The organism is Pedococcus sp. NPDC057267 (genome assembly GCF_042668795.1).
Classification (GTDB): domain Bacteria; phylum Actinomycetota; class Actinomycetes; order Actinomycetales; family Dermatophilaceae; genus Pedococcus.
In genome coordinates this window covers 1-12927 of the sequence record NZ_JBHUYG010000054.1, presented here as the reverse complement: position 1 = coordinate 12927, position 12927 = coordinate 1, and the positions used below count along the sequence as shown (strand labels likewise).

17 protein-coding genes and 1 riboswitch are annotated in these 12927 nt (G+C 72.8%); of the genes, 5 read left to right on the top strand and 12 right to left on the bottom strand.

The genetic code is table 11. The annotated features are described in order from the left end of the window. Positions 1–53 precede the first annotated feature (53 nt). A riboswitch (glycine riboswitch) is annotated at positions 54–158 on the bottom strand. 101 nt (positions 159–259) lie between these two features. The 9 genes from ACFUC1_RS12700 to ACFUC1_RS12660 form a co-directional block, all read right to left on the bottom strand. Further along, a complete protein-coding gene (locus ACFUC1_RS12700; protein ID WP_379120259.1) occupies positions 260–841 on the bottom strand; it encodes a MerR family transcriptional regulator in 582 nt (193 codons plus the stop codon). 194 nt (positions 842–1035) lie between these two features. Next, positions 1036–1533 (bottom strand): bifunctional nuclease family protein, encoded by a 498-nt coding sequence (locus ACFUC1_RS12695; RefSeq protein WP_379120230.1) that lies wholly within the window; start codon positions 1531–1533, stop codon positions 1036–1038. A gap of 33 nt (positions 1534–1566) precedes the next feature. Beyond that, positions 1567–2235: a MerR family transcriptional regulator gene (locus ACFUC1_RS12690; RefSeq protein WP_379120229.1), complete on the bottom strand. Its 669-nt coding sequence runs from the start codon at positions 2233–2235 to the stop codon at positions 1567–1569. A 36-nt stretch (positions 2236–2271) separates the two neighbouring features. Next, positions 2272–2727, bottom strand: a complete 456-nt coding sequence (locus ACFUC1_RS12685; protein WP_379120227.1) for an FHA domain-containing protein — start codon at positions 2725–2727, stop codon at positions 2272–2274. 108 nt (positions 2728–2835) lie between these two features. Next, positions 2836–3225, bottom strand: a complete 390-nt coding sequence (gene gcvH, locus ACFUC1_RS12680) for a glycine cleavage system protein GcvH (RefSeq protein WP_379120225.1) — start codon at positions 3223–3225, stop codon at positions 2836–2838. A 60-nt stretch (positions 3226–3285) separates the two neighbouring features. After that, on the bottom strand, positions 3286–4068 hold the full coding sequence (locus tag ACFUC1_RS12675) for a DUF881 domain-containing protein (protein WP_379120223.1): 783 nt from the start codon (positions 4066–4068) through the stop codon (positions 3286–3288). 2 nt (positions 4069–4070) lie between these two features. Further along, on the bottom strand, positions 4071–4403 hold the full coding sequence (locus ACFUC1_RS12670) for a small basic family protein (protein WP_310156848.1): 333 nt from the start codon (positions 4401–4403) through the stop codon (positions 4071–4073). Then, positions 4400–5320 (bottom strand): DUF881 domain-containing protein, encoded by a 921-nt coding sequence (locus ACFUC1_RS12665; RefSeq protein WP_379120221.1) that lies wholly within the window; start codon positions 5318–5320, stop codon positions 4400–4402. Before ACFUC1_RS12665 ends, ACFUC1_RS12670 begins: the two co-directional genes overlap by 4 nt. Positions 5321–5398: 78 nt before the next feature. Beyond that, the gene (locus ACFUC1_RS12660; RefSeq protein WP_379120219.1) at positions 5399–6028 is read right to left on the bottom strand and encodes a CDP-alcohol phosphatidyltransferase family protein; all 630 of its coding nucleotides are present in this window, start codon (positions 6026–6028) and stop codon (positions 5399–5401) included. Between the two features lie 42 nt (positions 6029–6070). Here ACFUC1_RS12660 and ACFUC1_RS12655 point away from each other — a divergent pair, with 42 nt between their 5' ends. Beyond that, complete coding sequence (locus ACFUC1_RS12655; RefSeq protein ID WP_379120217.1) at positions 6071–7213, top strand: MalY/PatB family protein; 1143 nt, start codon at positions 6071–6073, stop codon at positions 7211–7213. Between the two features lie 138 nt (positions 7214–7351). Here ACFUC1_RS12655 and ACFUC1_RS12650 read toward each other — a convergent pair whose 3' ends face one another. Next, positions 7352–7990 (bottom strand): hypothetical protein, encoded by a 639-nt coding sequence (locus ACFUC1_RS12650; protein WP_379120215.1) that lies wholly within the window; start codon positions 7988–7990, stop codon positions 7352–7354. 224 nt (positions 7991–8214) lie between these two features. Here ACFUC1_RS12650 and ACFUC1_RS12645 point away from each other — a divergent pair, with 224 nt between their 5' ends. Beyond that, positions 8215–8979 carry a class I SAM-dependent methyltransferase gene (locus tag ACFUC1_RS12645; protein WP_379120213.1) on the top strand — a complete coding sequence of 255 codons (765 nt, stop codon included), beginning with the start codon at positions 8215–8217 and terminating at the stop codon, positions 8977–8979. A 103-nt stretch (positions 8980–9082) separates the two neighbouring features. Here ACFUC1_RS12645 and ACFUC1_RS12640 read toward each other — a convergent pair whose 3' ends face one another. Continuing rightward, positions 9083–9994 carry a DMT family transporter gene (locus ACFUC1_RS12640; RefSeq protein ID WP_379120211.1) on the bottom strand — a complete coding sequence of 304 codons (912 nt, stop codon included), beginning with the start codon at positions 9992–9994 and terminating at the stop codon, positions 9083–9085. Between the two features lie 39 nt (positions 9995–10033). Between ACFUC1_RS12640 and ACFUC1_RS12635 the strand changes: the two genes are divergently transcribed. The 3 genes from ACFUC1_RS12635 to ACFUC1_RS12625 all read left to right on the top strand — a co-directional run bounded on the left by ACFUC1_RS12635 (position 10034) and on the right by ACFUC1_RS12625 (position 12021). Next, positions 10034–10552 (top strand): MarR family winged helix-turn-helix transcriptional regulator, encoded by a 519-nt coding sequence (locus ACFUC1_RS12635; RefSeq protein ID WP_379120209.1) that lies wholly within the window; start codon positions 10034–10036, stop codon positions 10550–10552. A 222-nt stretch (positions 10553–10774) separates the two neighbouring features. Further along, entirely contained in the window at positions 10775–11290 is a 516-nt protein-coding gene (locus ACFUC1_RS12630) for a DUF6326 family protein (RefSeq protein WP_379120207.1), read from the top strand. Continuing rightward, on the top strand, positions 11290–12021 hold the full coding sequence (locus ACFUC1_RS12625; RefSeq protein WP_379120205.1) for a DUF4386 domain-containing protein: 732 nt from the start codon (positions 11290–11292) through the stop codon (positions 12019–12021). The genes ACFUC1_RS12630 and ACFUC1_RS12625 overlap by 1 nt, the downstream gene beginning before the upstream one ends. Before the next feature lie 516 nt (positions 12022–12537). Here ACFUC1_RS12625 and ACFUC1_RS12620 read toward each other — a convergent pair. Beyond that, positions 12538–12861: a hypothetical protein gene (locus tag ACFUC1_RS12620; RefSeq protein WP_379120203.1), complete on the bottom strand. Its 324-nt coding sequence runs from the start codon at positions 12859–12861 to the stop codon at positions 12538–12540. Positions 12862–12927: the final 66 nt, after the last annotated feature.

Here is a 12927-nt window from a genome sequence, read left to right as displayed (position 1 = left end):
TGGGTGCTCGGATCGCCTCCCCTTCTGTCACGGCGATGCCGCTCCAGAGGTGCCTGTCCCGCGCGGTCCTGGCGCCTGAGAGGTTCCGGGGAGTTTGCCCCTTCGGCGCCCCGCCGCACACCGACCGGTGCACGCGGGGACTCTCCCACGCGGGATGTTCAGCAGGCCCAATCTAACACCGCGGCCCGCCTCCCCGGAGGGACGACGGGCCGGTGGACGGTGGGACCGCGGCGCTGGGCCACGGACGGGGCACGCTGCCTCAGGCCAGGCGGGCAGCCCGCCGGGCGCTCAGCTCGTCGTCCGGGTGGGCCGCGGGGGCCTCCTCCTCGGTGCGCTCGCTCGGCAGCTCGGCGAGGGTGCCCTCGACCTCGCGCCAGACGCGACCGACGGCGATGCCGAAGACGCCCTGGCCACCCTGGACCAGGTCGATGACCTCGTCGGCGGAGGTGCACTCGTAGACCGAGGCGCCGTCGCTCATCAGCGTGATCTGGGCCAGGTCCTCGACACCGCGCTCGCGCAGGTGCTGGATGGCCACGCGGATCTGCTGCAGGGAGACCCCGGTGTCGAGCAGGCGCTTGACCACCTTGAGCACGAGGATGTCGCGGAAGCCGTACAGGCGCTGCGTGCCCGAGCCGGTCGCACCGCGCACCGAGGGCTCCACCAGGCCGGTGCGGGCCCAGTAGTCGAGCTGGCGGTAGGTGATCCCGGCCGCCTTGCACGCCGTCGGGCCGCGGTAGCCGATGTCCTCGCTGAGCTCCGGGAGGTCGTCCGTGAACAGCAGCCCCTGGGCCACAGCGGGCACGCTCCTGTGGCCGTGCTGAGCCTCTTCGCTCGGGGTCACAGCGCTCACCTCCCGGGTGTAACTACATCGGTCGCATTACAGGTCTTGACCTGACGGTACGGCGGGGCGTCAGCGCAGGTCAACAACCACTCGACCTTCGCGCGTCGGCGTGTCGCAGCGCGGAGGTCATCTCTCGATGTGCAGTTGAGGGTCAGGGTGTGCGTCGCGGGCGGCGGTTGCGCGCCACGCCCGCGCTACGCCTCGGTGCCGCCCTCCCCCGGCTTGGTCTCGAAGTCCTCCGCGGACACGTGGTCGAGGAACTCCTTGAACCGCTCGACCTCGTCGTCCTTGTCCTCCTCGGCCGACATGGAGACGCCGGCCTCCTCCAGCAGGCTCTCCCCCGTCACGATGGTCGTCCCGGTGCGCAGCGCCAGGGCGATCGCGTCGGAGGACCGCGAGGAGATCTCGACGGCGCCGTCAAAGACCAGCGCGGCGTGGAACACGCCGTCCTTGATCTCGACGATGCGCACCTCGGTGAGCCGGTGCCCCAGGCCCTCGATGACGTTCTTCATCAGGTCGTGGGTCAGTGGGCGCGGCGGCTCGATGCCCTGCTGGGCGTACGCGATCGCGGTCGCCTCCGCGGCGCCGATCCAGATCGGCAGGTAGCGGTCGCCGTCCCGCTCGCGGAGCAGCACGATCGGGTGGTTGGTGGGCATCTCCACCCGCACACCGAGCACATCGAGGACCTTCACGATCCCACCGTACCCCCGCGCCGGGTCACCGGCTCAGGCCCGTCCCAGCCCGTCCTTCACCAGGGCCGTGTGCAGGGCGATGCACAGCCGCAGGACCTCCCCGGTGGGGTCGTCCGCACGCCCGGTGGCGACCGCCTGGACCAGGCCCACCTCGCGGTCCGCGGCCGTCCGGAACGGCCGCAGGTGCCGGGCCTCGATGCCGTATGCCGCGAGCCCGGCGGCGGTGCTCGCCACCGACAGCGCGGCGTCGCCGTAGTGGCCCTCGCCGTCGGGGCGCACCAGCCCGAACGTCTCGAGGTCGCGGAGCAGGGACTCCCCGGCCCCGCTGGACTCGACCAGCTCGTCCCGGGTCAGGCGGAGCGTCGGGGCCGCGGTGAGCTCCTGCGCCGTCGGCACGTCCGGGTCCGCGCCGGGAGCCGGCACCACGGGCCGCGGCAAGCCCGGCTGGTCGCTGCGGGGCGGGGTGAGGCCGCGGTCGAGCGCGTCGAGCGCCTCCCGGATCACCTTCAGCGGCCAGAAGTGGTCCCGCTGGGCGGTCAGCACGTAGTGCAGCCGCTGCACGTCGGCATCCGAGTACGTGCGGTAGCCCGAGGCCGTGCGGGCGGGCGTCACGAGGCCCTCGGCCTCGAGGAAGCGGATCTTGGAGATCGTGACGTCCGGGAAGTCCTGCTGGAGCGTCGCGAGCACGGCGCCGATCGTCATGGACCGGCGTGGCGGGCGGGCGGACACCGTGCCGGGTCAGGCCTTGCCGGCGTAGAAGACGAGCCGGAACTTGCCGATCTGCACCTCGTCGCCGGTGTGCAGCGCGACCTCGTCGATCCGCTCGCGGTTGACGTAGGTGCCGTTGAGGGACCCGACGTCGCGCACCACGAAGGTGTCACCCTCGCGGCGGAAGGTGGCGTGCTTGCGCGAGACGGTGACGTCGTCGAGGAAGATGTCGCTGTCGGGGTGGCGACCCGAGTGGACCTCGTCGTCGTCGAGCAGGAAGCGTGCCCCGGTGTTGGGGCCGCGCAGGACGACGAGCAGCGCCGTGCCCGGGCGCAGCGCGTCGACGGTGGCCTGGTCGGCCTTGCTGAGGGCGACCTCCGGCTCGGCCGTCGTGTCGACCTGCGCGAGGTCGTGGATGCCCGGCAGCCGCATGGTCGTCGGCTCCTGCGGCCGCGACGCCTGGTCGTCCCTCTCGCTGCCGTTCATGACTGCGCGCTCCCTCGTCGTGTTCGACTGTCCCGTCCCTAGCAAAGCACACACCCTAGGCGACGCCGCCTGCACGGTGCAGCGGAATCGCCCAGAGCCGGCGGCGGGTCAGCCCAGCTGGTCCTTGTAGGCGGCCTGGTCCATGAGCCCGTCGAGGGCGCCCTCGTCGGAGGGCCGCAGCTCGTACATCCAGCCCTCGCCGTACGGGTCGGTGTTGACGAGCTCGGGGGTCGCGTCCAGGGCGGAGTTGACCGCGGTGACCTCTCCGGCGAGCGGCGCGTAGAGGTCGCTCACGGACTTGGTGGACTCGACCTCGCCACAGGCGTCGCCCGCCGCGACGGTGTCGCCGACACCCGGGAGGCTCACGTAGACGACGTCGCCGAGGGAGTCCTGGGCGAAGGAGGTGATGCCGATCCGGACCGTGCCGTCGTCCCCGGCGCGCACCCACTCGTGCTCAGCGGTGTAGCGCAGGTCCTCGGGGTACTCCAGCTCGCTCATGCTGCTCCTTGCTCGGGTGTGCGGAGGTCGGCGGGGCGCCGTGGGGTCACCGGCTGGTTGTCACTTGGAGGGCGCCGGGACGGGGCGAGCGTAACGAGGCTCCGTCAGGCTCTGCAATGCGGTCACCTCGACGGTGTCGGCCTGGCGGACGGTGGACGTGGCACCGTCGCGCCGGACCGACTCGGTGACCCCGCCGGGGATGTCCATGGCGGACGCCATGGTGGCACTGTCACCGATGGCGCGGATCGTGTACGGCGGGCTGATCTGGTGGCCGCTGACCTCGACGGCGCCGTTGCTGTCCGTGAACCAGGTGTCCGCCACCACGCGGACGTCGTTGACCTGAACCGCCTCCGCCCCGGCGTCCCGCAGCTCCTGCAGGGCGTCGAGCAGCCGGGCCGCCGTCACCTTGTGGTCGGGGTCGCTGATGGTGATGACGACCCCGGGGCCCGTGGCCGGGGCGGTTCCGGTGAGGATGCCGAGGGTGTCGACGCGCTCCTGCGCCGACTTCAGCGCCTCCTCGCTGCCGTCGGCCCCGGAGAGCAGGCGGTCGCGGCGCAGCTCGAGCGCCCGGACGTCGGCGGAGAGGCGGTCCTGCTCCGAGCTGACGTCGTCGAGGATGCGGACCAGCTCGTCCTCGCGCAGCTGCTCCAGGCCGTTCTGGTTGGTCTGCTGCACCTGGGTGGCGATGGCGAACCCGAGGCCGATCGCGAGCAGGGCCGCGAGGGCGTTGGCCCGGGTGGCCCGCGGCCGCGCCATGCGCAGCAGCCGGTGCCAGGCGCCGTCCGGTGGGGATGTCGGCGTGGGTCGGGGGTCCGGACCGCTGGACGGGGGCGTGGCGCTCATCGTCACGCCTTGAACAGGTGCCGCCGGATCGAGGCAACGTTGGAGAAGATCCGGACACCGAGCACGACGACGACGCCGGTCGACAGCTGCGAGCCGACGCCGAGCTGGTCACCGAGGAACACGATGAAGGCAGCGACCACCACGTTGGCCAGGAACGACACGACGAAGACCTTGTCGTTGAAGATCCCGTCGAGCACCGCCCGCACCGCACCGAACACCGCGTCGAGGGCGGCGATGACGGCGATGGGCAGGTACGGCTGGAGCGCCACGGGCACGTCGGGGCCCCAGACGAGACCGATGACGACGCCGCCGATGAGGCCGAGCAGGGGGATCACGGTGAGGTCTCCGAAGGTGACGGGGTCGCGGTGGACGTGGCCGGTGTCGGGGAGGTCGTGCGCGAGCGGGTGGGCGTGGCCGTGGCGCTGGCGGTCGGTCGCGGGACGGTCGCCACGCTGACCGTCAGCGACGCCGCGGCCGGGAGGGTCAGCGAGGTGGCGGTGTCCATGGAAACACGGATGCCGTAGTTGTCGTGCAGGGCGCGCGCGTACGACCCCCCGTCGTTCTCGGCGAAGCCGGTCTGCAGCCCGCTGGGGTCCCCGATCGCGCTGATGCGGTACGGGCGCGTGAGCGGTCGGTAGTTGACGAGGATCGCCTCGCCCGCGAACCGGATCGCCGACCGGGACGTGAGCCGCTGCCCGTTGACCGCGATGGCCTCGGCCCCCGCCTCCCACAGGCCGTTGACCACGATCTGCAGGTCCTTGGAGAAGACCTTCCCCTCGTCGGTCCCCGTGTTCGTCCGGGGGTTGCCGTCGGCGCTGTTGGCGTCGCTGCCGGGGGCGTTGTCGAGGGTGAGGACGATGCCCTTGCCCGTGACGGCCTCCGAGCCGGACACCAGGCTCAGCGTGTCGAGCCTGGACTGGAGGGCCGCCTGCTGGTCACCCAGCGCCTCCTTCTGCAACCGGTCGATGTCGGCCTGCATCGAGCGCAGGGTCGTCTCCTGCCGGTCGGCCGCCGCCCGGCGCGTCTCGATCTGGGAGACGAGGTCGGACTTCGCCTTGGCCGCCGCCGTGGCGGGGGCCCGCAGGGCGAGGGCCCCGAAGGTGAGCAGCAGGCCGACCACCGCGGACGCGACGACGACCACAGGGGTGCGGAACCCCGTGCTGGGCGGCAGCCCGGCAGCCACCCGGCGCTCGGCGGCCGCGGCATACCCGGGGTCGAGGGGACGCTCCATCATCGAGGTGAGCAGCGTCATGGACTCGTCCAGGCGCCGCCCCGTGGGGGTCGGCGGTGGCGCGTCCGAGCGGTGCGAGGTGGGGACCACGCCGCAGCCCTACCGGGCCGGCACGGCGCGGTGGGAGGCCACCACCTGCCGTGCCTGGACGATGTACATGACGCCCGCGACCCAGTACAGGACCGTGCCCCACCAGGCGAACGCCCAGCCGATCGGCTGGGCCCACTGGGCGAACGCGCTCGTGCCCTGGCCGAGCAGCAGCAGCGGGAAGGCGTAGAGGAGGTTGAACGTCGCGGCCTTGCCCACGAAGTGGACCGGCAGGCCGACCTGCCCGTAGCGGCGGATCCACCACAGGACCACGGCGAGCAGCACCTCGCGGCCGACCAGCGCGCCGACCAGCCACCACGGGATGATCTCGCGCCAGGCGAGGCCGAGGAGCGTCGTCGCGATGTACAGGCGGTCGGCCAGCGGGTCGAGCAGCTCCCCCAGCCGGGAGACCAGGCCGAACCGGCGCGCGATCTTGCCGTCGAGGTAGTCGCTGACCCCGGACACCATCAGCGTGATCAGGGCGACCGCGTCGTGGCGGGTGAGGATGGCCCACAGGAAGACCGGCACGCCCACGAGGCGCAGCGCCGACAGGGCGTTGGGGACGTTGAGCACCTGCCCGGACACTGGGACGGGTCGCGACGGCGCGTCGACAGCGCTCCCCCGCTCCGTTCGTCCGACCACGTCCGAAGCCTAACCGGCTGCTGCTGCGTAGAGTTCGCAGGCATGGACAACCCGCTGCTCGGACCGGGTCTGGAGCAGCTGCGCCGGCGGCGCAGCGTCAAGTGGCGGCTGTACGGGCCGGACGTGCTGCCCCTGTGGGTGGCCGAGATGGACGTCGTCCCGGCCGAGCCGGTGCGGCGGGCCGTGCACGACGCGCTCGAGTCCGGCGACACCGGGTACCCGTGGCCCGAGGACTACGCCGAGGCGCTCGCGAGCTTCGCGGGCGAGCGCTGGGGGTGGCACCCGGACCCCGCCGACATGCAGATCGTCCCGGACGTGATGCTCGGTGTGGTCGAGGTGCTCAAGCTCCTCACCCGCGACGGCGACGCCGTCGTCGTCAACTCCCCCGTGTACCCGCCGTTCTTCCAGTTCGTCGAGCACCTCGGGCGGCGGGTGGTCGAGGCGCCGCTGGGCGGGACCGGGCGCATCGACCTCGAGTCGCTCGAGCGCGCCCTCGTCGACGCGACCCGCGACGGCGGCGGCGCGGCATACCTCCTGTGCAACCCGCAGAACCCCACTGGCACGGTGCACACGCCCGAGGAGCTGACCGCCGCGATCGAGCTCGCCGAGCGGCACGGTGTGCGGGTGGTCGCGGACGAGATCCACGCTCCGCTCGTGCCGCAGGGCGCGACGTTCACCCCCGTGGCGTCGCTGCCGGCCGGCGCGCGGGCCGTCGCCCTGATGTCGGCGTCCAAGGCGTTCAACCTGGCCGGCCTCAAGGCGGCGCTGGCCGTGCCGGGGCCGGAGGCGGCCGCGGAGCTCGCCCGCATCCCGGAGGAGGTGTCGCACGGCGCGAGCCACGTCGGGGTGACCGCGCACCGCGCCGCCTACCTGCACGGCGGCCCCTGGCTCGACGCGCTGCTCGCCGGCCTGGACGAGAACCGGCGGTTGCTCGCCGACCTCGTGGCCGAGCAGCTGCCCGGCGTCGGCTACCGGGTGCCCGAGGGGACGTTCCTGGCGTGGCTGGACTTCAGCGCCGTCGGGCTCGGCGACGACCCGAGCGCCGTCCTGCGCGAGCGCGCCAGGGTGGCGCTGCACCCCGGACCCGGCTTCGGCACGGGCGGGACGGGACACGCCCGGCTCAACTTCGGGACCTCCCCGGGCATCCTGCGCGAGGCTGTCTCGCGGATCGCCGCGGCGCTGTAGCGACTGCTCGCCGCAGCGTTCGGGGAGAGCTCGCCGCAGCGTTCAGGGACACGAACCGGCCGGCGCCACCCGTGGGTAGAGCCGGCCGGTCTGGCGTGAGCCGGGAACCCGCCTGGGGCTCCCGCGGCGTCGGCGAGGTCAGTGACCCCTGCCGTGGCCCTGGCCGTGCTTGCCACCCTGGCCGCCCTTGCCTGCGGAGTGGCCCGAGCCACCGGACATGCCGTGGCTCGTCGCGGAGGCGGTGGCGCTCGGCGCGCTGCCCTGGTCCCCGGTCTGCGAGGGCTGGGGCTGCGAAGCCGTGCCGAGCACGGTCGCGCAGTACGCGCCGACCTGGTCCTGGCCACCCGCAGCCGCCGCGAGCGCGCGGAACGCGGTCGAGTCAGCGGACTTGCCGGTGGTGCGGCCCTGGTGGTGCGTCCAGGCGGTGCAGAGGCCGCGGGCCGCCGGACCGGTGGCGTCCGGGCCCTGCGTTCCGGTGGCGGTGGGGCCGGCCGTGCTGGTCTGCGTGGGGTCGGTCGTCTGGGTGTCGGTCGGGTCGGCCGTCTCCGTCTCGGTCGGGTCGGCCGTCTCCGTCTCGGTCGGGTCGGCCGTCTCCGTCTCGGTCGGGTCGGCCGTCGTGGTCGCGGTGGGTTCGGTCGTGGCCGACGCCGTCGGCGTGGCCGAGGTGCCGTCCAGAGGCGAGGACGTCAGCGCGTAGGCGACCGTCCCCCCTCCGGCGATCCCGAGGGCGATGACGAGGGCAGCGCCGAGCTTGACGCCGATGATCGTGGGACGCATGGGGGGTTCTCCTGCCGAAGCTGTGACCGACGGCCGAACTGTAGCTCCGCAGGAGACCACGTGGAGGGCGTTTGCGGAACTCCACGCCGAGAAACTGTCCTTGGTATGCACGGACGCGCGTTTGCATCCCTTTGCGCGGCTTTGCACGTCCCGTCGACACCGCGGCCACAGGCTGCACACCCCGGGCATTGACGACACGGCGGAGGCGGCGGACGCTCGGGTCCGTGGGTTTCGAGGTGACCGCGCAGGCGTACGGACGGTTCATGGGCCGATTCTCCGAGCCGCTCGCGTCCGTGTTCGCCGACGCGGCGGGCGTGGTGCCGGGCGGCGGCCAGTCGGTGCTGGACGTGGGGTGCGGCCCCGGCGCCCTGACGTCGACCTTGGCCGAGCGGCTCGGGCCGGACCGGGTGCACGCCTGCGACCCCTCCCGCTCGTTCGTGGAGGCAGCGCGGACGCGGTTGCCCGGGGTGGACGTCGTCGCTGCCGCCGCCGAGCAGCTGCCCTACCCCGACGACGGGTTCGACGCAGCCCTCGCGCAGCTCGTCGTCCACTTCATGCGCGACCCGGTGGCCGGCCTGCGCGAGATGGCGCGGGTGACCCGTCCGGGAGGCGTCGTGGCAGCGTGTGTCTGGGACCACGCCGGGCGCCAGGGTCCCGTCTCGGCGTTCTGGGACGTGGTCCGCGAGTTCGACCCCGGCGAGGAGGGTGAGGGCCTGCTCGCGGGGACGGAGCGAGGACAGCTGGGCCGGCTCCTGCGCGAGGCCGGGCTGGCCGACGTCCGGGAGTCCTCACTGGCGGTCACCACGCGCTACGAATCCTTCGAGGACTGGTGGGAGCCGTACACGTTCGGGGTGGGGCCGGCCGGGGCCTACGTCGCCGCGCTCGACGACGAGCGCCGGGAGGCGCTGCGGGCCCTGGCACAGCTGCGCCTGCCGCAGGCACCGTTCGAGGTCCGCGCCGAGGCCTGGTGCGCCGTGGGGAGCGCCTGACCCGAGCCCGGAGCGCCTGACGTGGCGGGCGCGCGTGTCCCGAGCGCCGGCGCCCACGACGTCCGCCGCCGTGAAGCCAGCCCCGGGGTGTTCCGGCGCGACGTCAGGCGGCGACGCGCTCCGGCTCCCGAGCCCGGGCGCGCTCGGCCGCGGCCCGGCGGGCCTTCGCGCCGGACCGCTGCTGGCCCACGACGATCCCGCCGAGCACCAGGGCGATGCCGAGCAGCTGCCAGGTCGTCAGGTGCTCGCCCGCCACCAGCGCGCCCAGCAGCACGCCCGTGACCGGGTTGAGCAGGCCGATGACGCCGACGGTGCCGGCGGACAGGCGCCGCAGGCCGTCGTACCAGACGACGAACGCCAGCGCGGTGCCGATGAGGCTGACGAACGCGGCGCCGGCGACGCCCTTCGCGTCGAGTGCGGGCGGGGCACCCTCGGCGACAGCGGCGACGACAGTCAGGAGCACACCGCCGAACAGCATCTGCCACGCGGTCGACGCCACGACGGGCGTGTCGTCGGACCAGCGCTTGGCCAGCACGAACCCGAACGAGGACATCGCCATCGCCGAGGCCGAGGCCGCGATGCCCCAGCCGGAGACGGCGCCCGACCCGGCCGCCACGACCAGGAGCACCCCGAGGATTCCCACCACGGCGCCGGCCAGCACGCGGGCGGTCGGTCGCTCGGAGGCGAGCAGCCAGGCGAAGCCGGCGAGGACGAGCGGCGAGGCCGCCATGATCGAGGCGGCCACGCTGCTCGGCAGCATCTGCGCGGCGAGGTAGACGAGCAGGAAGAAGCCACCGACGGTGAGGGTGCCCAGGACCGCCGAGCGCCACCACCACGCACCACGCGGCAGTCGGCGCGCGACCAGCAGCAGCACGAGGGCCGCCGGCAGCGCCCGCAGCGCCGAGCCCCAGAGCGGGCTGTCGGCGGGCAGGGTGTGCCGGATGACGTAGTAGTTGGCGCCCCAGGCGATCGGGGCGAGGGCGGTCGTGAGGACCACACGCAGGTTCGACTCCACGAGACCCTCAATGCCTTCCGAGGAAGGTATATTCCGCGAATGGCCCAGCAGCAGTCCCCGGACGGGTCCGCGACGGACCGGGTCGCGCAGATCCAGGACCAGTGGCGGCGCGAACGGCCCGACCTCGACACCTCGCCCGTGGGTGTCATCGGCCGCCTGCACCGGCTCGCCGCACACCTCACCGACGAGCTCCTGCCTGTCTACCGGCGGTTCGGGCTGGGCGAGGGCGACTTCGACGTGCTGGCCTCGCTGCGCCGCGCGGGCGAGCCCTTCGAGCTGGCTCCCGGCGAGCTCGCCCGGCACACGATGGTGACGACCGGCGGGATGACCAAACGGCTGGACCGGCTCGAGGCGGCCGGCCTGCTGACGCGCCGCGCCGCCACCGGAGACCGCCGTGGCCGCGTCGTGGCCCTCACCGACCAGGGCCGCGCGCTCGTGGACGAGGCCATCGCGGCGCACCTCGCCAACGAGCAGCGGATCCTGCAGGCGCTCTCCCCCGCCGACCGGCGGGACCTCGAGCGCATCCTCACCGGCTGGCTCGCGCACTACGAGGGCTGAGAGCCGGTGTGCCGGGTGGCTGCGCCGTGACCGGTGACGGCCTCCACTCCCACCGCCTCTCCCCAGGGCGGGTGGTAGGCGTCGTGACGCGTGGACCTCGTCCCAGGAGTCGCCCGGGGACCTTCTCCTCTGTCGACACCACCGACCCGCCGGAAGTCTGGGGTGGACGCGGATGAGCCGCACGGAGACGCCGCGCCCGGCATCCCGCAGCTGGAGGTCACAGTGACGACGACGACCCACTACCTCGACCACCGGGTCGACCCACGGCTCACGATCGCGGCGTCGTGGACGTCCATGCTCTTCCTCTTCGTGTGCGTGGACCTCTTCAGCCTGTACCGCAAGGACGTGCGGGCCGACCTCGAGGCCGGCACGGTGGCCGCCTTCACGGTCGGACAGGGCTACCTCCTGGGCGTGATCGTGTATGTCGCCGTGCCGAGCCTGATGCTGCTCCTCAGCCTGGTCATGCCGGCGAGGGTCACCCGCGCCGTGAACATGGCCGTGGCAGGGATCTACGCCGTCACCATCGCCGCGAGCGCGGTGGGCGAGTGGGCCTACTTCGTGGTGGGCAGCGTCCTCGAATTCGCGCTGCTCGTGGCCATCGCGTACCAGGCGTGGACCTGGCCGAAGGTGACCGGCCCCCTCATGACGTCTCGCGGGGAGGAGGGGCGCCAGGCAGGGCGGCGCGAGCCTGGGCGTCGAGGTGGTCGAGCACGGGACGACACCGGGGAGGTGACGTGATGTCGGTAGTGGCCATCGACAGGACGCCCCGATACCTGGGTGCAGCCATCGTGTTCCAGTTCGCCACCAGCCTCGCAGCCGGTCTCCTCTCGGCACCGCTGCTCGACGGCGGGGTCTCCGACGTCCTGAGGAGGCTCGCGAGCAACCCGGACCGCATGCGCACGACGGTGGTGCTCGAGCTTCTCACCAGCATCGGCATTCTGGCCATGAGCGCGTTGCTCTACCTCGTCCTCAGCCGGCAGGACCGGACCTTTGCCTTGGTCGCTCTCGTCCTGTGGACCTGTGAGGCGGTCTTCCTCACGGTCAAGACCGTGGGGCTGGCGGTCCTGCTGAGCCTGAGCCAGGGGCCGGGTGCTGCGGACGCGGCAACAGCGTCGGGCGGGCAGTCGTCTGGCGCGCTCGCCCTCAGCCTCATTCAGCACGCCGGCGACGTCGACATGCTGTTCTTCTGCGTCGGGGCGATGCCGTGGTACTGGCTGCTGTACCGGTCGAGGATCGTCCCGCGGGTGCTGGCCCTCTGGGGGCTGCTCGCGGTGCCGCTCGTCCTGGTCGCCACCCTCGCGCTCGTCTGGAACCGGGACCTCGAACCGAGCCGGGTCCTGTACGCCCCCTACGTGCCGTTCGAGCTCGTCCTGGGCCTGTGGCTGCTCGGCAGGGGCGCCCACGTCAGTGGGGCGCACGGGCAGCGTGAGGATGCGTCGACCCCCGACCTGGCGCCGTCCGTCACCTGAGCCGACCTGTTCCGCGCGCCACGCGTCCTGGCTGGGCGGCTCGGACCTGGACCGGAGGGTGTCGTCAACGGCGGCCGTGGTGGGGCATGAGAACGGGACCTGACCTGTGGTGACAGGTCAGGCCCCGGTTGGTCGGGCTGACAGGATTTGAACCTGCGACCCCTTGACCCCCAGATCGGCGCCTCGTCGGGCCGAGCACGACGTGACCGACCGTTGTCTACCGCTGGTTACCGGTGGTTGTGCTGAGACCGGTCGGTTTTCTGGCCGGTTCTGTCAGCGGTGGTCCGGAACTGGTCCGGCGTTGGGCCGGGCTTCTCGCTGACCGACATGGAGAGCCACCGACCCATAGCGGAGCCAGTAGGCGGACCGCAGAGACTGTCCAGCCCTCCTGCGCGCCATGGTGATGCGGTGGCACACGGAGTGTGCACCTGGGCCCCCTCGGAGGAAGGGCTGGACCGGCTCGGAGGGCTGCCGGATGCTGCCGCGCCGGGTCGGCGGCTCGTAGGTGAGCTGGGCTCAGGGGCCCCCGGAGAGTCCGTACCCGGTGATCGTGTCGCCGGATTTCACGAAGACCGCCGTGGATGCGTACGCGCCGGGCGGCAGCGCGAGGATCGTGCCCCCGCCCATCGTTCGGCCCTGCTCGATCACACCGGACGGCATGTCGTGTTGGGTGGCGCCCCGCAAATAGGTGCGGTGGGCGAACTCGAGTTTGGGTGCCGCGGCGCTGGGCATGAGCGCCCACTGCCATGTGTGCTCGTGGACGTAGGCCGCACGCAGGATCGCGCCGCCGATCGTCGCGAGGAGCGCCAACGCCAGCAGCGGCAACCGGGCTCGGTTCATGGGGCGATGGTAGGGATTCGCAAAGGCTCGCGGGCTGCTTTCGACTCTGGGCGGGGTGCGGTGGGG